This window comes from Paenibacillus sp. FSL R5-0912 (genome assembly GCF_000758605.1).
Classification (GTDB): Bacteria; Bacillota; Bacilli; order Paenibacillales; family Paenibacillaceae; genus Paenibacillus_AQ.
On the sequence record NZ_CP009282.1, the window covers coordinates 4,032,480 to 4,056,929 of the forward strand.

General features: G+C 49.6%; 18 protein-coding genes. 17 read left to right on the forward strand and 1 reads right to left on the reverse strand.

The features are described 5' to 3' along the window. Window positions 1-86: 86 nt before the first annotated feature. The 13 genes from R50912_RS17080 to R50912_RS17140 all read left to right on the forward strand — a co-directional run bounded on the left by R50912_RS17080 (window position 87) and on the right by R50912_RS17140 (window position 21,672). Window positions 87-1,037 (forward strand): ABC transporter permease, encoded by a 951-nt coding sequence (locus tag R50912_RS17080; protein ID WP_042236583.1) that lies wholly within the window; start codon window positions 87-89, stop codon window positions 1,035-1,037. Beyond that, window positions 1,031-1,927 carry a carbohydrate ABC transporter permease gene (locus tag R50912_RS17085; protein WP_081956541.1) on the forward strand — a complete coding sequence of 299 codons (897 nt, stop codon included), beginning with the start codon at window positions 1,031-1,033 and terminating at the stop codon, window positions 1,925-1,927. The genes R50912_RS17080 and R50912_RS17085 overlap by 7 nt, the downstream gene beginning before the upstream one ends. A gap of 114 nt (window positions 1,928-2,041) precedes the next feature. Next, the gene (locus R50912_RS17090; protein WP_156123483.1) at window positions 2,042-3,649 is read left to right on the forward strand and encodes an extracellular solute-binding protein; all 1,608 of its coding nucleotides are present in this window, start codon (window positions 2,042-2,044) and stop codon (window positions 3,647-3,649) included. 120 nt (window positions 3,650-3,769) lie between these two features. Then, entirely contained in the window at window positions 3,770-5,212 is a 1,443-nt protein-coding gene (locus R50912_RS17095) for a response regulator transcription factor (RefSeq protein WP_042236585.1), read from the forward strand. 20 nt (window positions 5,213-5,232) lie between these two features. Beyond that, entirely contained in the window at window positions 5,233-7,083 is a 1,851-nt protein-coding gene (locus R50912_RS17100) for a sensor histidine kinase (RefSeq protein WP_042236587.1), read from the forward strand. Between the two features lie 834 nt (window positions 7,084-7,917). Then, window positions 7,918-11,019 (forward strand): family 43 glycosylhydrolase, encoded by a 3,102-nt coding sequence (locus tag R50912_RS33340; protein WP_081956542.1) that lies wholly within the window; start codon window positions 7,918-7,920, stop codon window positions 11,017-11,019. A 63-nt stretch (window positions 11,020-11,082) separates the two neighbouring features. Further along, window positions 11,083-12,795, forward strand: a complete 1,713-nt coding sequence (locus R50912_RS17110; protein ID WP_042236589.1) for a glycoside hydrolase family protein — start codon at window positions 11,083-11,085, stop codon at window positions 12,793-12,795. Window positions 12,796-13,004: 209 nt separating this feature from the next. Further along, window positions 13,005-14,204 (forward strand): phosphoenolpyruvate hydrolase family protein, encoded by a 1,200-nt coding sequence (locus R50912_RS17115; protein ID WP_042236591.1) that lies wholly within the window; start codon window positions 13,005-13,007, stop codon window positions 14,202-14,204. A gap of 108 nt (window positions 14,205-14,312) precedes the next feature. Continuing rightward, a complete protein-coding gene (locus R50912_RS17120; protein WP_042236594.1) occupies window positions 14,313-15,533 on the forward strand; it encodes a Tm-1-like ATP-binding domain-containing protein in 1,221 nt (406 codons plus the stop codon). Window positions 15,534-15,579: 46 nt separating this feature from the next. After that, window positions 15,580-16,383 (forward strand): phosphoenolpyruvate hydrolase family protein, encoded by an 804-nt coding sequence (locus R50912_RS17125; RefSeq protein WP_442950521.1) that lies wholly within the window; start codon window positions 15,580-15,582, stop codon window positions 16,381-16,383. A gap of 607 nt (window positions 16,384-16,990) precedes the next feature. Beyond that, entirely contained in the window at window positions 16,991-17,986 is a 996-nt protein-coding gene (locus R50912_RS17130) for an alpha/beta hydrolase (protein WP_042236598.1), read from the forward strand. Window positions 17,987-18,227: 241 nt separating this feature from the next. Beyond that, window positions 18,228-19,475, forward strand: a complete 1,248-nt coding sequence (locus R50912_RS17135) for an MFS transporter (RefSeq protein ID WP_042236600.1) — start codon at window positions 18,228-18,230, stop codon at window positions 19,473-19,475. 319 nt (window positions 19,476-19,794) lie between these two features. After that, window positions 19,795-21,672: a beta-L-arabinofuranosidase domain-containing protein gene (locus R50912_RS17140; protein ID WP_042236602.1), complete on the forward strand. Its 1,878-nt coding sequence runs from the start codon at window positions 19,795-19,797 to the stop codon at window positions 21,670-21,672. A 333-nt stretch (window positions 21,673-22,005) separates the two neighbouring features. Here R50912_RS17140 and R50912_RS17145 read toward each other — a convergent pair whose 3' ends face one another. Further along, window positions 22,006-23,223: an NAD(P)/FAD-dependent oxidoreductase gene (locus R50912_RS17145; RefSeq protein WP_042236604.1), complete on the reverse strand. Its 1,218-nt coding sequence runs from the start codon at window positions 23,221-23,223 to the stop codon at window positions 22,006-22,008. 196 nt (window positions 23,224-23,419) lie between these two features. Between R50912_RS17145 and R50912_RS17150 the strand changes: the two genes are divergently transcribed. From R50912_RS17150 to R50912_RS17155, 4 genes are all read left to right on the forward strand, one after another. Continuing rightward, a complete protein-coding gene (locus tag R50912_RS17150; protein ID WP_042236606.1) occupies window positions 23,420-23,671 on the forward strand; it encodes a hypothetical protein in 252 nt (83 codons plus the stop codon). A gap of 17 nt (window positions 23,672-23,688) precedes the next feature. Then, window positions 23,689-23,832 (forward strand): MerR family DNA-binding transcriptional regulator, encoded by a 144-nt coding sequence (locus tag R50912_RS34235; protein ID WP_081956543.1) that lies wholly within the window; start codon window positions 23,689-23,691, stop codon window positions 23,830-23,832. Further along, a complete protein-coding gene (locus R50912_RS35930) occupies window positions 23,808-23,945 on the forward strand; it encodes an aldehyde dehydrogenase family protein (RefSeq protein ID WP_442950522.1) in 138 nt (45 codons plus the stop codon). The genes R50912_RS34235 and R50912_RS35930 overlap by 25 nt, the downstream gene beginning before the upstream one ends. A gap of 106 nt (window positions 23,946-24,051) precedes the next feature. After that, window positions 24,052-24,354: a MazG-like family protein gene (locus tag R50912_RS17155; RefSeq protein WP_197072934.1), complete on the forward strand. Its 303-nt coding sequence runs from the start codon at window positions 24,052-24,054 to the stop codon at window positions 24,352-24,354. Window positions 24,355-24,450 lie beyond the last annotated feature (96 nt).

The window sequence follows — 24,450 nt, forward strand, 5'->3', positions numbered from 1 at the left end:
TTTAAGGGATTACATTTTCTTATTTGCCCCGGAAGCTATAATGAAGGACATGAGAGCTCCTTAATACAGCCGGAGGGATGAGAGAAATGAAAGCGGTTTTATACAATCAGCGGAATCGTGTCGGAATAAATAAGAGAAATACTTTTTGGTTCAGAATAAAAAGAGATGCCATCCTCTATGTCCTTTTGCTGGTGCCTCTGTCGTACATTGCCATTTTTAAATATGCTCCCATCTATGGCTTGATTATGGCATTCCAGGATTACAACATCTTCGCAGGAATAAGGGGGAGTGAGTGGGTTGGACTCGATGTGTTCCGGTTTATTTTCCAGCAGGACAGCTTCTATCGTGCACTGAAGAATACGCTGGTTCTGAATGTTCTGGATTTGATCGCGGGATTCCCGGCGCCCATATTGCTGGCCATTCTGCTCAATGAAGTAAGGCAGGCCAGATTCAAGAAGTTAACCCAGACCGTCTTATATCTGCCGCACTTTATGTCCTGGGTGATCATTGGGGGAATTGTATACCTGATGTTCTCGAACAGCGGGATGGTCAATCATTTCATCGCTGCCCTCGGACTAGAGAAGATTGAGTTCCTGTCGCAGAAAATTCCGTGGCTGATCACCTACATCTTCGTGGGAGTCTGGCAGAATATCGGCTGGGGGACCATCATATATCTGGCGGCGATCACCGGAATCAATAAGGAATTGTATGAGGCCTCCGATATGGACGGGTGCAGCAGGCTTCGCAAAATGTGGCATATTACCCTGCCCGGCATTAAGCCGACCATCAATATTCTGCTGATCCTGCAGATTGGGCGGATGGTGTCCATCGGGTTCGACCGCCCCTTCGTGATGGGGAATTCACTGGTCAGCGAGTACTCCGATGTAATCAGTACCTTCGTGTATAGAGTGGGCATCAGCTCGGGAGACTTCTCCCAGGCTACAGCGGTAGGCTTGTTCCAATCCGTGGTCGGTCTGACCCTGCTCATAGGCGCCAACTATATCGCGAAGAAATTAGGTGAGGATGGAATATGGTGAAGCTGATGAAGAACGTGCGTCCAGGCAAAAAAATGAGTGTAACCGATGTTGCGATTATAGTATTCATTGTGGCCTTGTCCTTCACATGTATTGTTCCTTTCTTATATATGATTGCGCTTTCGCTAAGCTCTAACGAAGCAATTGTAGCCCAGAAGGTAGGGCTGTGGCCGGTAGATTTCACCATTGAAACGTACAAAACCATTCTGAGCGATATGGATATGCTGTACACGCTGGGATATAGTATTGTGCTTACTATTTTCTTCACCGTCGTGTGCATGTTCCTGACCATTTGCGCGGCGTATCCGTTAACGAAGAAGCGGCTGTGGGGAAGAAATTTCATTCTGTCAGCCCTCGTCTTCACGATGTATTTCAGCGGCGGACTGATTCCTTCCTATATTCTGGTTAAAAACCTCGGTATGATGAACACGGTATGGAGTCTGATTCTGCCGGGCGCCATGAGTGTCTTCAACCTGATCATCCTGAAAACGTTCTTCACCTCGCTTCCTGAGAGTCTGGAGGAATCAGCGTCCATTGACGGGTGTTCGGATCTGGGCATTCTCATCCGGATTGTACTTCCGCTCTCGCTGCCTTCCATTGCCACATTAAGCCTTTTCTATGCGGTGGACCGGTGGAATGGCTTCCAGGATGCCTTGTTCTATATTACGAAGAAGGAGCTGTACCCTATGCAGCTCAAGCTGTACCAGATCATTTCGGCCAATCAGCAGCTGGATAGCCAGCAGGGGGGAGAAGGAAGTATAGGCTCCTTCATTGTGCCTGAATCCTTAAAAGCAGCGAGCGTGATGTTTACAACCGTTCCGATTCTATTGATCTATCCGAAGCTCCAGAAGTATTTCGTAGATGGGGTAATGACCGGAGCGATTAAAGGCTGAGGGCGGCAGAGTCCGAGTGAAGGGGGGGATTCCCGGACGGATAGAAGCGTAGTGTTGCACAAGATCTACAGCGTGGATGATCTCAACAAACAGGGGAATGAAAGGGTGGTTAATGTGAGTACGGGTATAAAGAAAACAGCAGCAATTCTGTTCAGTATGACGCTTCTGGCCGGTGTTGCGGCAGGCTGTGGAGGGAATGGCAACAAGAGCGGAGAGACATCATTGTCAGAGGCATCAACAACTGCATCGGGGGCCCCTTCCGGTGCTCCGGCAACCTTGACGGTAGAAGTGTTCGACCGCGGGGTTCAGGGACAGCCGGATTTGAACAACAACAAATGGACCCAATACGTTAATGAGAAATTCGGCAAGCCCAATAACGCCGTGGTAGAATTTGTTCCTGTCCCCCGTTCCCAGGAAGTCGACAAGCTGAATGTGTTAATGGCCGCAAACCAGGCTCCTGATATTTCCTTCACCTACGACGGGACCCTGGTCACCCGCTTCGCCAAAAGCAAGGGACTCTATACGCTGGACGAATTGCTGGAACAGCACGGCCAGCAATTGAAGTCGTACCTGGGTGAGAAGGTGCTCTCCTACGGCAAATATGACGGCAAACAGGTCTCCATCCCGGGCAAGCGGACCCTGCTGGCCTGGAACGGAATGTTCATCCGCAAGGATTGGCTGGATAAGCTGGGTCTGCCGCTTCCTACGAACCGGGAAGAATTGTATGAGACGCTGGTAGCCTTCCGTGACAAGAACCCCGGTAATGTTGACGGCGTCATCCCTTGGGCTACAGCAGCTGCCGGTATGAATTACACCTTCGGTAACCTGGTGCAATCGTTCTGGAAGACCATGCCCGAGGAGGAATTCATCACCACGACGAACTGGCTGAAGCCCGGTAACAAGGAGGCTTACCAATGGCTAAACAAGCTGTACAATGAGAAGCTGATCAGCCCCGATTTTGCCCTGGACAAAACAACCAAGCAGGCGGATGCCGATGTAACCAACGGCAAGGTAGGCTTCTATGCTGCCAACTGGGATTATCCGATGACGCAAAAAATCCGTGTTCCGCTAAAGCAAAATTCGCCGGAGGCCAACTATGTTCCGATTGATACCTTCAAGAATGACGAAGGCAAATACCTCAAAGAGGTATATAATGAGAATGGTATATTCTCCTTCATTCCCAAGAGCAGCAAGAACGCGGAGCTGGCGATTAAATATCTGAACTGGATGGCTGACCGGGAAGTGATGTTCTTCCTGCAGTTCGGTGATGAAGGCGTTAACCACAAGCTGGTAGACGGCATCCCGCACGGGATTTCACAGACCGGCGAGAAAATGCAAATGAGCAATTTGAATATGGATTATACGATGATTGTAAACGGCGCTGAGCTGGGCGATACCGAAAAGAATGTCAGAACATATGCGGCAGCGCTGGCAGCCGGGGACAAGAGTTACGAGAAGCTGGCTATTGACTCCTATGCAATCAATACAACAGACGGTTATAGCAGCTACAACTATGGCATACCGAACGAAGCCAATATCAAGTACGGCAAAACCCTGGGCGACATGAACAAACAAATGATTGACAGGCTGATCGTTGCCAAGCCGGCAGAGTTCGACGCCCTGTACGAGAAGCTGGTGAAAGAATATATGGACGCCGGCGGTAAAGCCGTTCAAGAGGAAAATGTGAAGAATTACAGAGAGAGCCAAGCCGCCAAAAAATAATCTCATCATATTCGGATAAGCCATTGAGGGTTCATTATCATGGTTTATCCGAATTTCGGTTGCTATTCCCGGACATTTTCACTATTATTCAGAGGAATTCATAGGTTCAGGAGGCTACCCATGTACAAGGTCATGATTGTAGATGATGAGTCATGGGCGATAAGAGGAATTCAGAACGCCTTTGACTGGGAGAAATACGGTTTTGAAATTACAGGACAATTTACAAGCGCTTACAAAGCGTGGGAGGCCCTGTGTATACAGCAGCCGGACTTGGTGTTTACCGATATCCGGATGCCGGATATCTCTGGGCTGGATCTGATGAAGCGGGCCAGAGCGCAAGGGCTGAACACGGAATTTGTCATCGTAAGCGGATATGGGGAATTTGAATACGCCCAGGAAGCGATACGCTACGGGGCGCTCGATTATTTCCTTAAACCTCTGGATGTCGATATGGCGGATACATTCATTGCGAAGCTGGCCACTCACTTCTCCCGGAGAAACGCAATCCGCAATAATCTTCTCCTGGATGCGCTGACCTCGGGGGATGAGACCGAGATCAGGCAGTTCCTGCCGCTTCCGGCCAGCATGGCTGTATGCTATTACCAGGTGTTTGCGGTCTATTTGCCGAGTGACATTAAGGATATCAGGAAGCTGCTCTCTCCTGGGGGCAGGAACATAACTGCAGTGGAGGTTGAAGCCGGGTCCCGGAAGCTGCTGGTCGTGCGGATGGCAGAGCATCTAAGCGGCTTAGAGTGGACCCCGGATGAAGGGGTACTGACGGAGACGGGAATCCAAAGTGTGGGCATCAGCAGCATCAGCAGCCAGCTTCAGCAGGTGAGCAAGCTGATTAAAGAAGCTGACCTGTCCGCCTCACATATTTTTCTGGAGCAGACTTCAGCAGCCGTTCACTATGAGCCGAAGCTTCATCTCATGAAACCTTGTATTGATGGACTCTATACGATCATTCACGGGAATTCGCTTGACGATATGGATGTGTTCATTACAGGACTGCAGGAATACTTCAGGAACCATCATCTGGGTATGGGTGAGGTGGTCTACTTATGGAATCAGGCTGTCGGGATGCTTATAAACACGTATGCTGAAGAACTGAGGGATATGGAACTGGAATTCCTCAATTATTCCGAGATCAAGGAACGATTCGAAGACTTTGCGTCTCTGTGCAGCTTCTTGCATGACGTCCTTACGGTCATCCGGCAAGGCAGCAGCCGTTCCTTGCAGGAAGGGGATATCCTGTCCTGCTTCAACCGGATGGTCGTCTATATCGACCGGAACTTTGAGCAGAAGCTGTATCTGAAAGATTTGTCTGTCCAGTTCTTCATTAATCAGGTGTATTGCTGTCAGTTGTTCAAGAACAATCTGGGAAGAACCTTCTCCGAATATGTGGCAGAGCTGAGGATCAGGAAAGCCCGGGAGCTGCTAAAGCATACGGACCTGTCCATTGAGCAAATTGCCGTTAAGTCCGGGTATGTGGATTATTATTATTTCAACAAAGTGTTCAAGAAGCATTGCGGGATGACGCCCACCAAATTCAGAAAAAGCTAAGCGGATCGGAGCGGTAAGCCATGAAGACCAGTAAAGTGAAATTAAAACATCAGATATGGCTTATCTTTTTTTTCTCGATCGTTATATTCACAGTCATGGAGATATATTTCTTCCATAGCTTCTCTAATTTAACCCAGAAGCGGGCTGCCACTTACGGCAACCAGATGATCGAACAGACCCGCCGCAAGATTGATACTGTGTTCAATGATATCCGGGTCAGCACCGGCATTGCAGTCAACAGCAAGCTGATTCAGGAATTCTCCGTGGAGGTTGATGACTACAAAAGAGCATTCGACAGCGGCCCTTATGCACTGGATCTTATGGAATATATGAGATCCTTCAATTCCTATGTGAACGGCATCGTCATTAACGACATCAAGGGAAGGCGGCTGCATAGTCTGGACTCGGCAAGCGGCGATATTTTCTTCATCAACCCCTATGATACTTTTATTCAGAAATATAAGGATGACCCCTTGCTGCGGGAGCAGGGGATGTTCACCACGATTCTGAAGGACGAACGGACAGGTACGGAACAGTTCTTCTATATCGCGCCGATTGTGGAGAACATTGGGGGAATCTATTACTCCCAGATTACAGGTTACTGCACCGTGATGGTCAATATGGACAAGCTGCAGGGGCTGGTAGAAAATACGGAATTCACGCAGAGCTCCACCTTGTATATTCTGAATAACCGGGACGAGGTGATTGCCTCCACGAATTCCAGTGCACGGGGCACGTTGTTCCGGGAAGTTCTATCTATGGACAAAGAGAGTCTGCTTAACGGCGTAAAGGCTACCATTGACGGAGAAGAGATTCTCGTTCAGGTGAAGGGTCTGGAGCAGGCTGACGGATGGCGGGTTGTTAGTATGATTCCGGTGCATGAACTGACTGCGGACATGGCCCCGATGCGTAAGGTCAGCATTATTGTGGGCATCGGCATTATTCTGACTATGCTCGTAATCGGCAGCTTCTTCATGAACAGTCTGATGCGTCCGCTGATGGGACTTGTTATGGATATGAAGAGGGTCGGACGGCGGGATATGGGCTTCCGCATCAAGGTCCGGTTCACCAATGAGGTGGGCCTGCTGGCCCGCGACATTAACCGGATGATGGATGAGATGGATGAGATGGCCCGGGATATGTTCGGTACCCAGGCCAGATTATATGAGTCCGAGCTGAGCCAGAAGCAGGCGGAGTTCTCTGCTTTGCAGAGCCAGATTAATCCCCATTTCCTCTATAATACGCTGAATTGTATCAGCAGCATCGGGCTGGAATACGGGAGCAGGGAGATTGCGCAAATTACCTACTGTATGTCCAAGATTTTCCGTTACAGCATCAAGAAGGATAATCTTGTACAGATCAGAGAAGAAGTGGACTGTATTCAGGCCTATATGAAGATTATCTTAATCCGCTACGAGAATAAATTCTCCATGGAGCTTGATGTGGAGGAGAAGCTGTTATCTATGAAGACGCCTAAGATGATCCTCCAGCCTATTGTGGAGAACTCCGTATATCACGGACTGGAGCGGATGGACGAAGGCGGCCGCCTCCTGGTTAGCGGAAGGATGGATGCGCATGGAGATGTGTGCTTCTGTATTACAGATACAGGGAAAGGAATGGAACCGGAAGTGCTAGCCGCCCTCCAGACGAAGCTTAGTATGGAGTACCCGGTGCGGGCATCAGACGAACAACCGGCACAAGGCATCGGGCTAAAGAATATCCATCACCGGCTGCAGATGCTGTTCGGAGAGGGCTACGGACTCACAGTCGAGAGCCGGTTCGGCCACGGAACGACCGTGACCGTGAAGATTCCTCAGTTGGTTAATGACCGCGATACGATTGAAGAGTTTAGACAATCTGAGGGAAAGTGAGCTATGATGACGCCGATCCTGCAGACAGAATATTCCCGTCCATAAATCGTATGATCCGGCTGGATTCCCAAGGTTCCCCCTGGAGTACATCAGACAGATCGTTACCGGGAAGGGCAGATAGGCTAATCGAATGTGCAACCAGGACACTTCCTATAATCGGGAGGTGTCTTTTTGGATTGCATAGCTTCAGAAGCTGGCAACAGTATGGACAAGGATGTGGTAGCGCCTGTCGCCGGAAATAGCAGTTGGATTAACTACACTTGCTCTTGAACAGAGGAGCCCTTGCCGGATAACAGTTGGAAAAATAGCAGTTACTAGGCGGCAAATCGAGCAGAGTAGAGGAAATGCCTGGAATTAAATGACGTTTCTCCAACTAATTCTCTCAGACGCTGCAAAGCATTCAAATTAAGATACGTTTATCCAACTAATCATTTATTCCATATAAGAGGCACTAAAGAAATAACCAAAAAGCAAAAGAAACGGAGGGGAAATATGGAACTGTAGGAGCGGTAGCGACCGCCTTTGTCACCGGATTTCCACCGCGAAGAGCTGTATTAATCAAGAAATCTGGTGACAACTGCGGCCGGAAGTCCAAATGTTCACCGCAGTGACGACGAAGCTTCAAATATAACCTCAGATTCACCCTCCGGTTGATTTTATGGTTTCCTGCCACAGTGAAGGCACTTTTTCTAAAGCGGTTACAAAAACCATTTAAGATAGTACATTTTTTAAAAGTTCTCCAGAAGGTAGAATGAGGACGCTAACCCAAAAAAATCTAAACAAGAGGGAGATGAAAAAATGAAAGCGTTTTTATCTATCGAAGGAGGGCTGCACATGCCTGGCAAAAAATCCAGAGTTCTGCTGCTGTGTCTCGCACTGCTGCTGATGCTGCCACAATGGGGCGGGCTGGCTGCTGCGGAAGAGTCGATGCCGGCTTCGCCGGAGTCTGCAGCTGTACAAGGAGGGAATAAAGTGTCCGATTTCTACAATGTTATTATGCAGACGGGAGCCGATCCTTGGGTATACCAGCATACGGACGGCTATTATTACAACGTATTCGTCAATGCCAGCGGGATCATGATCCGTAGGGCGAAGACCATCACCGGCATTGAAGCGGGCGAACGGAGCCTGGCCTGGACACCGGTTAAGGGAACCATGTATAGCTCCAATGTGTGGGCGCCCGAAATGCACTATCTCAAAGATACGGACGGAGCATACAAATGGTATATCTACTTCGCGGCCGACAACGGAACCAACGCCAACCACCGTATGTACGTGCTGGAGAACGCCAGTGCAGATCCGCTAAGCGGAACCTGGGAGTTCAAAGGTAAAATTACCGACCCCACCGACCGCTGGGCGATTGACGGCACGGTGCTGACGGTGGGTGAGCAACACTATTTCATCTGGTCCGGCTGGGAAGATACGGACGGAAGCTTCCAGAATCTATACATCGCCCGGATGAGCGACCCGCGGACCATCAGCTCTCAGCGGGTACTGATATCTACGCCTGAATATGATTGGGAGACGTCCCCGGGCAGAATCAATGAAGGTCCGCAGATCACTATAAAGGGCGACACCATTAATCTGATCTATTCTGCCAATGGAAGCTGGACAGACAGCTACTGCCTCGGGCTGATTACCGCCAAGCTCGGCGATGATCCGCTGAATCCAGGCTCCTGGGTCAAGCGCGATCAGCCGGTCTTCTCCAGTGCGAATGGAATCTACGGCCCGGGCCACCACAGTATCGTCACCTCTCCAGACGGTACAGAGGACTGGATTATCTACCATACCGCCCGCTGGCCGGGCTCAGGCTGGACCCGCAATGTCCGCGCACAGAAGTTCACCTGGAGTGCAGACCATACACCGAACCTGGGAGAACCCGCCGACCCGAACAGTCCGCTTGCAGTGCCTTCGGGAGAGCCGGTGCGGACTCGTTATGAAGCGGAATCAGCGATACTGGTGCAAGATCCGGCTGGTGAATCTTTCCCGGCTGTCCGGCGGGAAGCCTCCGCTTCCGGCGGGATGAAAGTCGCCAATATCAGCAGCACCAATGATTATGCCCGATTTACAGTTAACGTGCCGGAGGCGGGTTTTTATGTGCTGTCTGTGCGTAATGCCAATGGCTCACCGGAGGCGGGAGAGGCCTCCCATATCTTGTCGGTCAATGGCGGCTCCGGTGCCAATCTGAACATCGTCTATTCGGGCTTGAACCGCTGGGGGGCTTCCACGGCGAAGGTCTATCTTGGGCAAGGCAGCAACACTATCAGCTTCTACAAGGGGAAGAATGTTGCCGAAATCGACAGTATGGATGTGTTCCGGCTGAATACGTCAGAGCTGCTATTTGAAGCTCCCGGCTTCACATTGGGGTTGGGGGAAACCCGCAGCGTGCCCTTGTATACGGTAACGAGTACTACCTATTCCGCTGTTAACACGGGAGTTGTCCTCAGTTCTTCCGATCCGAAGGTGGCTGTTATTGACGGCGGGAATCAGATTAAGGCTGCCGGTGCTGGAAGTGCCATCATTACCGCATCTTACAACGGAAAAATAGCCACAACCGCAGTTAATGTTGCTGCTGAACCTAAATCTGTGCAGTCCGTAGTCTTCAGCGGGTTGAAGCCCATTCTGATCAGCGGGCAGACCAGCTTACCACTTCAGCTAACTGCACATTACAATAACTATGAAGTACAAAACGTGACACAGAATGCCCAGTATACCAGCAGTGATTCCGGAGTGGCCCGGATAGATTCTGATCCAGTCACCCGTTCAGTATACGCGGTTAAACCGGGCACAGCCTTCATTACAGCAGCATATAGCGGCAAGCAGGTCACCTTCCGCTTGAAGGTAATTGCAGCATCAGATGCGATTCAAGTAGCTTCTGTAGTGAGGACTCCTTCTGGTGTAAGCCCCAAGCTGCCCGGCATTGTGGATGTCGTTTACAATAATAAGCCGAAGCAGGCCGCTGTCGTCAGCCGGGAGCTGACAGGACTTGATTTCAGTTCGATTGGCACAGTTCAGGTGCCTGTTACCCTGAAGCTGGCCGGACGTGAGTTCTTCTCCACCGTTTCCGTAGAAGTTGTTCCGGGTTATGGTCTGGATGAGATTGTGAACCAGCTCCGCAGCAAGCTGGTCAATTTCTCCTATCCTTTGGGAGACGGGCTAGGTAACTATAGTCAATCCAAGTATAACGCCTTCGTGGCCGAAGTGGATCACGCGGAGGAACTGGCCGGGAACGCGGATTTGACCAAGGAGCAGTATGACGGGGAGCTGACTAAGCTTGCTGAAGCAGAAGCCGCCCTGTTAGGTTCGCTTAATACTACGCAGGGTGGCGTGTTCTATAACGCTTACCGGGATTTCTCCGGTGACACGGCAGGCAAATACCCTTACGGCATTGTCAGCGAAGCGCTCACTGGCGGCGCTACCGCCACTGTGCAGGAGGAAGGCGGGAATAAATTCCTCCGGCTGACGACTGCCGCTACAGCGGGCAAGGCCAATCTTTTCCTGCCATATACAGGTGAGGTCAAAGCTGAGGCGGATCAGCGCGTCGTCATCGAATACCGTGCCAGAGTCAACAGCAGCTTCCCGTACGCCAATGGCGCCATGGTGAGGAACGACAGCGGAACCGGCAATTATTCCATGGTCACGGCGTTTGATACGGGTAAAATCATCGTGCAGAACGGAGCCTCGAATAAGGTAAAGGTGAAGGACTTCAGTCTGGGCACCTGGTACAAAATCAAAATGGTCGCTAACTGGGACGCCAAGACTTATACCGTCTATATTAACGATGCTCCTGCTCCGGTGGCCACAGGATTCATCTTCCGCCATACCGGCGGCAGCAAGCTGACCGGCCAGTTGTTCGGTATTGACGGTTACGCGAACGCCTCCATCGACTTCGACGATTTCAAGGTTAACATTACTAACACTAATACTACTAACTAATACTGCCCACCAGGAATCAAAGGATCAATCTGCTGAAGCAGAGGGGGCTATGGAGGAATAGTTATGTCAACTCCGACGTATGAGAAATTTGAGCCTTTACGCAATGCGCAGCTTGTTCTAGGGTATCTGACATCCATGGTGGATGAGAAGACGGATAACCTTCCGTATTGGCTTGTACTCCCTCATAAGAAGCCTGCGGAAGCTGCTCATTGCCGGGTAGACGACGCGGAGCTGGTTGGCTCCTGGTACGAAGCCATTGACGCCGTCCGGAAAATGCTGAAGACCGAAGAGGGAGCTGAGGTTCAGTTATCCTTTTACCGCCATCTTATGAAGTCTTGGGGAGAGCACGGGCTGCGCTTTCATGAGCCATACTCCTGGACGCATACGAATCACAGCTCCTTTCACGAAATGGGCTATATTCTTCCGGCACTGAACAGGATGGTGGAGAATAACCCTTTGGACCCGGAACCGGAAAAGAGGGCTTCCGGGCTTGTAAGAGGGCTACGCTCCCTTGTCATCGAAAGGAAGGTCAGAACCTTCTGGTCAGGTGATTATGAGGAAAAGGAGCCAGTGTATGAATTCCCCAATGACGTATATTTGAAAGACGGCGGATTCGATCTGTCCAGGCACACCGGACGGGGGGAGCAGGGAATTCGCAATGCGATTGTGCTTCACTCCCTGGTGCGCAGATATGAGATCACCGGAGACGGGGTGGCGCTTGATCTGGCTGTTGGCATTGCCAACCACCTCCTGGGACCCTCGCGTTATTTTAATTACAAAATGGAGTTTTTCGGCCATATCCATTCGGCAGGCTGGGTTGCCTCCGGACTCGTCCGTCTTGGACGCATCACAGGCGTCGGGCGGTATATTACCGCGGGTAAAGGGATCTATGATTATATCCGTTCCTTGTCCTCCTCCTTCGGCTGGGTACCGGAATATGCCCAGTGGCATCCGCAGCAGGAGGAGCACTGTGAAACCTGCTGCATTAAGGATATGATCGAATGCGCGAATGAGTTAATTCTGGCCGGGTACGAGGAATATTGGAACGATATGACCCTCTTTGCACGGAACCAGCTGGTGGAGAATCAGCTCAAGGTTGCATCTTATGTAGTGACAGACAATACCTTACCTGATGGGCAGGGGGTCACCTACAGGGAGATTGACAAGAGAATGATTGGCGGCTTCACCGGCGGCTCCCTCGTCAACTCCATCTCATTGTCCAAGTTCCGCTCCATTGCGGGCTGCTGCGTCGGCATGGCTCCGGTGGCCCTGGAGATTATATGGAACCGGGCGGTGGAATACCGCGGTGGAATGGTTCTCGTTAATATCCCTGTCGATAAAGAAACAGAGGAAGCCACGGTGAGCATGAATTACCCCGATACAGGCTATATTTCCATCAAGCCCAAGCAGACATATGATGTTGCAGTACGGGTGTACGACTGGATGGGGCAGAACCTCGAATGGAGGATTAATGGAATAGCCTGCGCACCCTCAAGAGAGGGCAATCTGGTGGTATTCCGCAATGTTAAGGCAGGGGATATAGTGGAGCTGGAGCATCCTGTGGAGACGGCGGTGGTGAAAGAAACGGTGCGCGGTGAACAATATTCGGTATCCTGGAGAGGCTGTGATGTTGTCGATATTGTTCCGCGCGGAGAGCACTTAAGACTGTACCAGCGGGATTTACAGATCCCGAAGTACTATCCGTCGGCGGATGATGTTCACTTCACCGGAGCCGCCAATTATGGTCCTACCCAGCAGGCGCAGGAGAAAAAGTAACGGCAGATACGGATACAGACCCATCAAATACGGACCCAAACAGAAACCATGACCCGCAAAAGTAACTTCGCGGGTTGTGGTTTTTCAGCTCCTGTACATTGTTATAATAGAAGATACAGGATTGAAGCGCTCTCAGTAGCAGGTTGGCTTTTTCTTTTATATAAGATGGTTAAGATTGAGGAATCTGAAGAGATGAGGAGCGATAGAGCTTGAACAGAACAGCCATACTGGAGAACCTGCAATCACAACTGCACGAGGGTAATCATATCATTGGTGTCTCGACAGGTACGGGGATTACAGCCAAGGTTGCCGCCCAGAGTGGAGCGGACTTTATATTAATGCTGAACTCCGGCAAGTTCCGCCAAATGGGGAGAAGCTCTCTTGCAGGCTTTTTACCGTTCTGCAACAGCAATGATATGGTGATGGACTTCGGGTCAAGGGAAATCGTGCCGCTGGTGAGGCATACTCCCGTGCTCTTCGGGCTGAATGCGAATGATCCCACTAGAGAAATAGCTGATTATATAATGGATATCAAGGACAAAGGCTTTGCGGGAGTCAATAATTATCCGACAGTCGGCCTGATGGACGGATTGTTCAGAGAGGCCCTGGAGGAAGACGGAATCAGCTATGACAAGGAGGTTGAGGCCATATGCCTGGCCCATCGGCAGGAGCTGTTTACGGTGGCCTTCGTATTTGACGAGTCCCAGGCGGTCCAGATGCTCGAGGCGGGGGCAGATGTAATCTGTGCTCATCTCGGCCTGACCGAAGGCGGATTAGTAGGGGCGCGGAAGGTTGTCTCCTTAGAGGCAGCCAAAGCTAAGGCGCTGCGCATCTTTGCTGCCTGCGGGCAGCTTAAGCCAGATGTAATTAAGATGATTTACGGCGGTCCGGTGAAGACGCCCGTCGACGTCCAGTACATGTACAGCAATAACACAGATATTATGGGCTACATTGGCGGCTCTGCCTTTGAACGGATTCCATCCGAGCAGTCGATTACCGCAATTACCCGCGATTTCAAGCGTCTGGGCAAGCTGAATGAGGATGATTTCATGGTCAAAATGCTCAGCGGCATCACGAGGCATTATGATTACGTGGAGTTTGTCAAAGAGTATGTCGCACATAACTACAGCGATGAAGTTGTTTTTGCGGATCTGGCCAAGGTAGCTCATGTATCGCGCAGTTATTTAAGCAGCTTGTTTAAAAAAGAGGTGGGCTGCAGCTTTCAGAGCTACCTGGTGAGCTTCCGCATCAATAAAGCTGCAACGCTGCTCCAGGCACCGCAGCTTCAATTATCCGAGGTGGCCGCGATGGCAGGGTATCCGGATTATGCCCAATTCAGCAAAATGTTTAAAAAGCTGAAGGGCTGCTCTCCCAAGCAGTACAGATCTAACTTAAACACAAAAATATAGTACATAAAAGCGTTTTCATCCTTAAGTAAGCCCCGTATGATTAGTCTATAGCGCTCGGCTACCGGGATTGAGCACTGTTCTAGATGATCCATATGAGGAGGCTGCAGAATGAAGACCATCGCAATAGCTGGAACGTTTGATACGAAAGGTGAGGAGTATCTATACATCAAGAGGATTGCCGAAGAGCTTGGGCTGGGGACCCTGATGATCCATACGGGCGTGTTCGAGCCGGCCTTTGTTCCGGATGTGTCTAACCGGGAGATCGCGTACGCTGCTGGTAAGGACATAGAGGAGCTTGCAGCAAGGAAGGACCGGGCTTTGGCTACAGAGCTGCTATCCCAAGGATTGGAGAAGCTGATCCCCCAGTTGTACAAGCAGGGGAAATTCGACGGTATCATATCCTTTGGGGGTACCGGCGGAACCTCACTAGTCGCTCCGGCTATGCGAGCCCTGCCAATTGGCGTTCCGAAGGTATTGGTATCAACCGTTGCATCCGGAAATACAGCTCCATACGTAGGCACAAGCGATATTATCATGATTCCCTCTGTGGTGGATGTCGCAGGCTTGAATTCGATTTCCACGGCAATATTCACAAACGCATTATTTGCGATGGCGGGAATGCTCAAATTTGAGCATACGCATACACCGGAGAAGAAACCGCTAGTGGCAGCCACGATGTTCGGAGTAACAACGCCCTGTGTGACAGCGGCAAGAAAATACCTGGAGGAACGGGGCTACGAGGTGCTTGTGTTCCACGCCACAGGTATCGGGGGACAATCAATGGAGGCGCTCATCGAGGCGGGTTTCATTGAAGGGGTACTCGACTTGACGACAACCGAGTGGGCGGATGAGATCATCGGCGGTGTCTTGAATGCGGGGCCGCACCGGTTGGAGGCTGCAGGACGCAAGCGCATTCCACAGGTCGTTTCGGTAGGCGCTTTGGATATGTGCAATTTTGGACCGGCAGATACCGTGCCGGAGAAATTCAAGGATCATACCTTTTACCAGCATAATCCGACCGTTACCCTGATGAGAACGACAGTGGCGGAGAATGAACAGATCGGAAGGAAGCTGGCAGAGAAGCTGAACATGGCCGAAGAGAGCACCGTGCTGATACTGCCGCTTAGGGGCATTTCCGCAATTGATGTGGAGGGGCAGCCCTTCTACGGACCGGAGGAGGACCGGATGTTATTCCATACCCTGCGCCAGCATGTTGACCGCACAAGGGTTGAAGTCATTGAGATGGATTGCGCCATCAACGATCCGGCCTTTGCAAAGGCTGCAGCACTCAAGCTGATCGAACTCATGCATACATCAATTCCTGAATAACTATTAGGAGGATATACGAATGAACAAGCTAAGCAGAACAGAAATTATGGCAAAATTCAAGAAAGAGGTGGAGTTGGGCAAGATTCTCCTCGGTGTCGGGGCCGGCACAGGGATTACGGCCAAGAGCAGTGAAGCAGGCGGAGCGGATATGCTGATTATATATAATTCCGGCCGTTACAGAATGGCAGGCCGCGGTTCACTCGCAGGTTTGCTGTCCTATGGAGATGCCAATCAGATCGTTGTTGATATGGGCGCTGAGGTGCTGCCCGTTGTCAAGCATACACCTGTTCTGGCAGGGGTATGCGGCACCGATCCGTTCAGGGTCATGGAGGTATATCTGAAGCAATTGAAGGAGCAGGGCTTCAGCGGTGTTCAGAACTTCCCTACAGTAGGCTTGATTGATGGGGTATTTAGACAAAATCTGGAAGAAACCGGTATGGGGTACGACCTGGAAGTTGAAATGATCCGTATTGCCCATGAGCTGGATTTACTGACTACCCCGTATGTCTTCGATCCTGTACAGGCCAAAGCTATGGCGGAGGCGGGAGCTGACATTCTGGTTGCCCATATGGGCTTGACGACCAAAGGCACGATCGGTGCCAAAACAGCATTGACCCTGGACGACTGTGTAGAACGAATTGAGGCTATTATTAAAGCAGGCCGGGCGGTGAATCCGGACATCATGATTATTTGCCACGGCGGACCGATTGCAGAGCCGGAGGATGCCGCTTATGTCATTCAGAGAACGAAGGGCATCGATGGGTTCTTCGGCGCGTCGAGCATTGAGCGCTTTGCGGCAGAGAAGGGCATTACCCAGCAGACCGAGTCCTTCAAGTCAATTCGGCAATAACTACGGATACCAGTCGTTGCAGAAGAGAGGCTGTCTCGTAGCGCGGCGGTAAATACCGTTTATAGATCGCCTTCAACTGCCGGACGGAAAGTCCTGCAACAAGCAAGTAGACAAACGTATCTTAATTCATCACTTTCTTGGCGATTCAGGGAAGCAAGTGGAAAAACAGCAACTAATATTGATGACTTCCACTACTTTGGGTGAAACGGAATGATTTAAGTGCTGTTTTTCCACCTCTTGATTAAGCAGGGGTCATTCGCTCATCAGCAAGTGTAGAAAATCCAATTATTTCTGCACTCTCTATCATCCGGCATACCCAAAGGGTAGATCCACACACATGAAAAACAGAGGGCTGTCCCAAAAAGTCATTTCATGACTCAGGACAGGCCCTTTTTTTGACTCAAACCCGGAGCCGATGCTCCTATATTTGCCTTACCCTATACACGCAGTTTCTTCCTCCGGCCGAATGTACTCTTCCCGTTCAATATCAACCTTATCATCTTCAGTTCATACTCCGTTCATATTGCCGTCATGAAGAGGACATGTTGCTTGACTATACTTCAGGTATGTCGTCAATGCGGCTATACAGATACAAGGACAGGAGAAGATGAACGTGGCAGACACAGTAGCAACGCCAACACCAAAAAGCGGGATCAAGAGCCGTAAGAAACGGAAATTATGGCTAAAAATAATTGGAGGTTTTATCGGGGCGCTCGTGCTGTTCTTGGGCATTACATTTGTTGCGAATGCGATCATTAACGGGTCCGAGAAGAAGAAAATCGAATCGTACGGCCAGTTCGTCAATGTAGACGGAAAAAATATGAATGTGCTGATTCAAGGCAGCGGTGAGCAGACGATCGTTCTCCTTCCGGGGCAAGGCACCCCGTCGCCTGTGCTTGATTTCAAGCTGGTGATTGATGAATTGGCCCCCGATTACAAAATAGTGGCGATCGAGCCTTTCGGCTATGGCCTCAGCGATGAGACGGATAAAGAAAGAACTACCGAGAACATTATCAGTGAAATTCATGAGGCTGTGCAGCAATTGGGTCTTAAGCGTTACATTCTGATGGGACACTCCATCACGGGGCTGTACGGGGTGTCGTATGTAAAAGCCTATCCGGATGAAGTTCAGGCTTTTGTCGGTATCGACAGCAGTGTTCCCAATCAGCCGGGCATGGATGTTAAATTACCTTTGAAAGCCATGCAGTTCGCGCAAGATTCAGGTCTGATGCGGTTGCTCAAACAATTCGGCGGAGATTTGTATAAATCCCTTGATTACGATGAGCATACCAAAGAACAGATGCGCTTGATTTCCAACCAGGTTGCGAATAATCCAACACTGATGAATGAGCTCAGTCACCTCGGTTCTAATTTCAAAAATGGTGAACAGCTCACCTACCCTAGTGACTTGCCGATATTGCTCTTTGTTCAATCCAATAACAAGGACCATGAACAGTGGATTCCGCTGCATGAGGAGCAAGTCAAACTATCGGCACAGGGCAAAATGATTCCGATGGATGGCTCACATTACCTGCATCATACGAAATACAAAGAAATCTCCGAGGAATTCAAGGAGTACATGAAGCAAATTCAATTGAAGTAAGCCGAATAGGATGACTCCTGATGAAACTGCAGTGCCGATCTGGTGCTGCAGTTTTTTGCCTGCGAGTAACCATTGAATAAGCTGTAGGATTCTACTCCTATAGAAAATTTAGCATTCCTATTTCTTTGCGAAACTCTTTATGGATCCGGGTCTAGTCCGTATAATTAGGAAGGGAAAGGAGAACCCTGCCTGGAATGAGCATGAGTGTACTTTATGGATCAATAGGGGGTTAATTAGATTGATGAGACATGAAACAAGCGCAAAACCGCCAAGCCTGCTCCATAACCGGTTCCTGCAGACGATTCTTTTATCAAGCGTGCTGCTGCAGATTGGCATCTGGGTGCGTAATTTTGCTATTCTTCTCTATGTTGCGGACAGAACCAACAATGATCCCTACGCTATTTCCCTGATCAGCGTAGCTGAATTCGCGCCAATTTTTGTGTTTTCATTCATCGGAGGTACCTTTGCCGACCGCTGGCGGCCGAAGCGGACCATGATCTGGTGTGATTCACTGTCTGCAGTATCGGTGTTCGCCGTTCTGATGAGCATTCACTTCGGTTCTTGGGAATCCGTCTACCTGGTCGCTTTCATCTCGGCCATTCTGTCCCAGTTCTCCCAGCCTTCCAGCATGCGGTTGTTCAAGTATCATGTGCCGGAAGAACAGCTGCAGCAGGGCATGGCGCTCTTCCAATCGCTGATGGCCATCTTCATGGTGCTTGGGCCGATGCTGGGCACTTTCGTGTACAGCACATTCGGTCTTGAGACCTCGATCGCTGTAATGGGCGTGGTCTTTCTGCTGTCTGCACTCGTCCTTGTTCGTCTGCCTGAGGACCAAATGGCAGCCGGGACAGTCGCGGCCAAAGGCCAATTCCGCAAAGACTTCATCGAGGGCTTCCGGTATGTCTGGCAGAGCCAGGTACTGCGGATGCTCGGACTCGCGTTTATTCTGGCTGGACTTTCGGTTGGAGTAGCCCAAGCGCTCAATCTGTTTATCGTAACAGAGCGGCTGGGCCGAAATGAGGAGTTCCTCCAGTACATGCTGATGGTGAATGGAGCCGCCATGCTGATCGGGGGAGGCATAGTAGCCGTCTTCGCCAAAAAGGTTCCGCCTCAGCTTCTCTTGGCGATAGGCATGCTGACAGGCGCCATTTGTACCACGATTGTCGGGTTCTCGACAAGTATTCCGCTCACGCTGACCATCCAGTTTCTAAATGGGCTTGTTTTCCCTTGCATCCATATCGGAATCAGTACAATGATTCTGAAGTGGTCACATACCTCCATTGTCGGCCGGGTCAACGGAGTGCTGAATCCGATGTTTGTCGGGATGATGGTTGTGTCCATGTCCTTCGCGGGTGCGCTTAAGAATTCCTTTTCACTCAGCACGATCTTTAGCGGAGCAGGTGTATTATTTCTCCTCGGCGCACTGGTGATGCTGCCGATCATGAATCAAAAAGCGCCGGATCTTGCTCCTGCTGCACAAGAAGCATAGCCTCATCATGGTAATTGGATCAGCCTGGCGTCAGTCGTACACTTATTTCTATATTACGTGTTGCCCGACTGGCTGGTTTTACCTGAAAGGAACAGTTCTTCAAGTCACTTCAGTGACTAGAAGAACTGTTCCTTTTTTTAATGGGGCTAACTAAGGCCATTAGTTGAAGAAAGGGAATTCAGCAATTATTTAACACCGGCTTTCAGTTTATTACTCAGTATGGATCAACTTTATATTAGGATTAATCATTGGATTGATGGAAGCGCTGCTATATACTTTCATTGTAAAATCAATGTCAGTATATTAAGGGGCTGCAGCAGTGAGAGAACTTAAGGGCAAGAACGTCGTTCTTCATGATAATGATCTGAAACGCAGGGAAGAAGCAAACCGGCGGTATTTAATGAAACTGACGAATGATAATCTCCTGTTTAACTATAAAGTCGAAGCAGGCAGATATGATGGCAGAGATATTCCAGAGGATGCACATGGTGGATGGGAGACGCCCGTCTGTCAGATCCGGGGGCATTTCCTTGGACATTGGCTGTCTGCCGCAGCTATGCGGTTTCATGAGACCGGTGATCTTGAACTCAAACTCAAAGCGGATCTCATCCTGGACGAGCTGGCCGAATGCCAGAAGGACAACGGTGGACAATGGGCAGCGCCTATTCCGGAGAAATATTTACATTGGGTTGCTCAAGGCAAAGCGATATGGGCTCCGCAGTATAATATCCATAAATTATTCATGGGACTTGTGGATATGTACCAGTTCACCGGCAGTCAGAAGGCGCTTGAGATAGCCGATCGCTTCGCGGACTGGTTCTTGGAGTGGAGCAGTACCTTCACCAGAGAGAAATTCGATGATATTCTCGACATGGAGACAGGCGGAATGCTTGAAGCCTGGGCGGACCTGCTTCATATTACAGGAAATGATAAATACAAGACCTTGCTGGAGCGTTATTACCGCAGCAGACTGTTCCGCCCGTTACTGGAGAACAAGGACCCGTTGACCAACATGCATGCCAACACTACCATTCCTGAGGTACTCGGCTGTGCCAGAGCTTACGAGGTTACCGGCGAGCAGAGATGGATGGACATTGTCACGGCCTACTGGAAATGTGCGGTCTCAGAGCGGGGAACGCTGGCAACTGGCGGGAATACGGCAGGTGAAGTGTGGATGCCTAAGATGAAGATCAAGGCCCGCCTCGGGGATAAGAATCAGGAACACTGCACAGTGTATAACATGATTCGTCTGGCTGAGTTTCTGTTCCGGCATACTTCCCATCCGGCCTATGCGCAGTATATCGAATACAATATGTATAACGGAATTATGGCTCAAGCCTATTACCAGGAATATCATCTGACCGGCAATAAGCATAATAATCCCGGATCAGGACTACTCACTTATTTCCTGCCGATGAAGGCAGGCCTGCGGAAGGATTGGAGTTCGGAGACCGATAGCTTCTTCTGCTGTCACGGAACGATGGTACAAGCCAATGCAGCATTGAACAGAGGGATTTATTATCAGGATCAGAACGATGTCTATGTATGCCAGTATTTCCGTTCTGAGCTGACCACGGTGCTGGGCGGAGAGAGCGTCCGGATTCAGCAATCGCAGGATTACATGAGCGGAAGCATGCTGGACTCCTCGAACACCGCAGGACAACAGGAATTGAATGAGATTACTGCACTTCACGAGAACCTGCCTGATTATAAAAAATATGATTTCGTAGTCCATACCGCCTCTGCCCAAGCATTTGCCATCCATTTACGCATACCTGACTGGATCATGTCGGAAGCCGTTATCTATGTGAACGATCAGCTTCACGGGAAATCTGCGGATCACAATGCCTTCTATAGTATCATGCGGAATTGGAAGGACGGCGACCGGATCAGCATCATTCTGCCGGTCGGCATCCGCTTCATTCCTCTGCCGGACGATGAACAGACCGGAGCCTTCCGGTTTGGTCCTGAAGTGCTGGCCGGAATCTGCGAGAACGAACGGATTCTGTTCACACCGTCAGAGGATGTGTCCTCTGAAATCATCATGGAGAATGAACGGGAGTGGGGCAGCTGGCGTTATTTCTTCAAGACTGCTAACCAGGACCCGGGAATTCAGCTGAGAAGAATCCGGGATATAGGTTATGAACCGTATCAGGTGTACTTTACGGTAAAAAAAGTTAATACGCCTATTTCTTAAAGATTCAGCGTAATAATAAATTTGGCACCTCCGCCAGGGGGTATCGCTGACGGTCAATGCTGCTCTATGCAGCTTCACAATCTCAAAGGCAATACCCACAGTCCGAGTCCGAAGTGCACCATTGCATAGAAAGGAACAGCAAAAAGAGCCTGTTATACTCGTACATTTACGAGTACAAAAGTGTAAGCAACGACGCCAAGCTTTTTTCGATATAAAGGGAATTAAACTAAATAGAAATCGCTCACTTTGGTAAAATGGAGGCACCACCAAACCATTTCCAAAGGAGCGATTTCTTTGTATATGCCTTCGTCAACCGGCTGGACAACTGATAAGTTATCGGTGAACCAGGGGTCTGCTCTGCAGGTAGAGGTCCAGATCCGGGCTGGCCCCCTTTAGTATCATGTCCGACACAATTTTGGCCAGAACACCGTTATATACCGTTCCGTTATCCCCATAAGCCATAAGGATATAACAATGAGGATAGCCATCATACCGGCCGATGACAGGCAGACCATCATGTGTTCCTCCGTAAAAAGCTCCGAAATAGTATTCCGGCTGAGCCGGTATATCCGGGAAGAGCGCGTTAAAGGCTTCAAGAAGTTTGTCTCTGCTTGCCGGGATTCTAGAATCCCTTGTCTCGGCGAAAGTAGTATCTTTATCCATTCCTCCAATAATGATCCGGTTATCCGGGGTAGTTCGCATATATACATATGGGCGTGCGGTCTCCCATATTAATGTTCTTTTAGGCCAGCTTGAAAGATCGGCGACCGGCTTGGTAATGACAGCATAGGAACTAGCCAGTGTAGCATTTTTTTCAGTTTTGAAGTCGCTGTCTTCATAACCGGCTGCAATAATAACATGTCTGGCCCGGATCTCGCGGTGTTCTTTGGTATAAAACAAGGCATAATCCTGTTCGAAACGTCTTCCTGTTATTTCCGTATCCTCATAGATCATTCCTCCCTGAGACCTGGCCTTCTCAAGAAGCCCATATACAAATTTGAGCGGGTTCATCTCAGCATCCTCATAGTAGTACAGCGCCGCTTCCTTCTGAAAAGGATACAGGCCGGATATATGCTGCGCATCCAATAGATCCACTTTGAACCCGTGCTTCTGCAGGAGTGCATGTTCTTCGGCCAAAGCAGAGACATCTTCCTTATAGCTTGCATAATACAGGCTGTCCCGTCTGATGAAATCCGGATCAATGGGTAACTGCCGGCTTACTTGCTCTATGTCATTAATCGACTGCTCACATAGTTTAAGATGACGCGCAGCGGCTTCTTCGCCAAAGGAATGACTCAGCGATACAAAGCTTTTCTCTCCGGCGTATTGAATCAAAGCTGTATTGGCGCTGGTGCTGCCTTCCCCAGCTTTTCTTTTGTCCACAACAACGACGCTCATCCCCTGCTCGCTAAGGATACTTGCACATTGGGCGCCCGAGCTGCCCGCACCAATAATCAGCACATCACAAGCGATATCCTCTTCCAGCTTAGGGTAAGAAGGAGGATTAACCAGCGTTGTGGGCCAGTACAATTTACCACTCTGCAGATCCATATCAGTCGCTCTCCCTTATTCATATTTCGACGCTTAGTATGGTCACATTACTGCTGTCTGATTCACGTCCTGAGGTACCCTTGAACTGATTGACGATCTTGTTAAACAAGTAGAAGCCTCTCACCAACCTCAATGTCCGTTAGGGGCTGGCATTGACCGTGGACCGGAACGTTATGCCGCCTACAATCAGGCGAATTTGAGCAAGGCCAAGGAATTGCTGGCGTACGACCAGTACGTGAAGCAGGCAGAGCAGACCTTCGACACCGCGAAGCAGGTTGAGTTGTATGCCAAAGCGGAGCAATTGCTTATGAACCAAGCAGTCATGCTGCCGCTCCATAATTATGTGGACGATATTATACGCAATCCCCGATTTGTTCGCAGCTCTACACAGGAAACTTTGCTTGATAAAAGTCAAGACGGAGTAGTACAATGTCAGCAACGATTTTGACCTAGAGGAGTGAAATCATGTCATTCTCCATTACAGAAGCATCGGATAGGCTCGGGTGTCCAGCGCATACGATCCGTTATTATGAGAACGAAGGATTGCTGCCGCATATCACGCGGGACGAGCATGGCAACAGGATATTCGAACAAGAGGATTTGGATTGAGAATGAAATTCGGTGGATTCAAGCAATCCGGGATTGGCAGGGAATTCGGCGTATATGGCCTGCAAGAGTATGTAGAACCCAAAACCATTTTGGGTCACGATACGATACAATAACTGAGAATATCACCGATGACCAGCGAATCCAGCCCATGTCGCCGCTAGTGCATTTACGCAAGCATATGGGGTTGAATCAATAAACTACGGAATAGGAGAGAATTCAATGATTGATTTAGTACAACTTCAAAAAATAGTGTATCAGAATAAGATCGAGAAGGGGTTTAATGTTACAGATATTTATCAAGAATTTTGTCTGATCCAAGGGGAACTATCTGAAGCCTGCGAAGCTTACCGAAAAAAGAAAGACGACCTCGGTGAAGAATTGGCGGACGTTGCCATTTACCTAATTGGACTCTCTGAGATTCTGGGGATTAACTTGGAAGAAGAGATTATGAAAAAGATCGAAAAAAATGAAAAAAGGATCTATGAGAATAGAGATGGAGTGCTTGTAAAAGTGAAGGAATAATCTCAAGCCAGAAGGAGTGCATTCATGAAGTATTGCTTAAGGCCCGCGATCTTTCGCGGGCCTTTTAGTTAGGGATAAAATGGCTAACTATCTTCT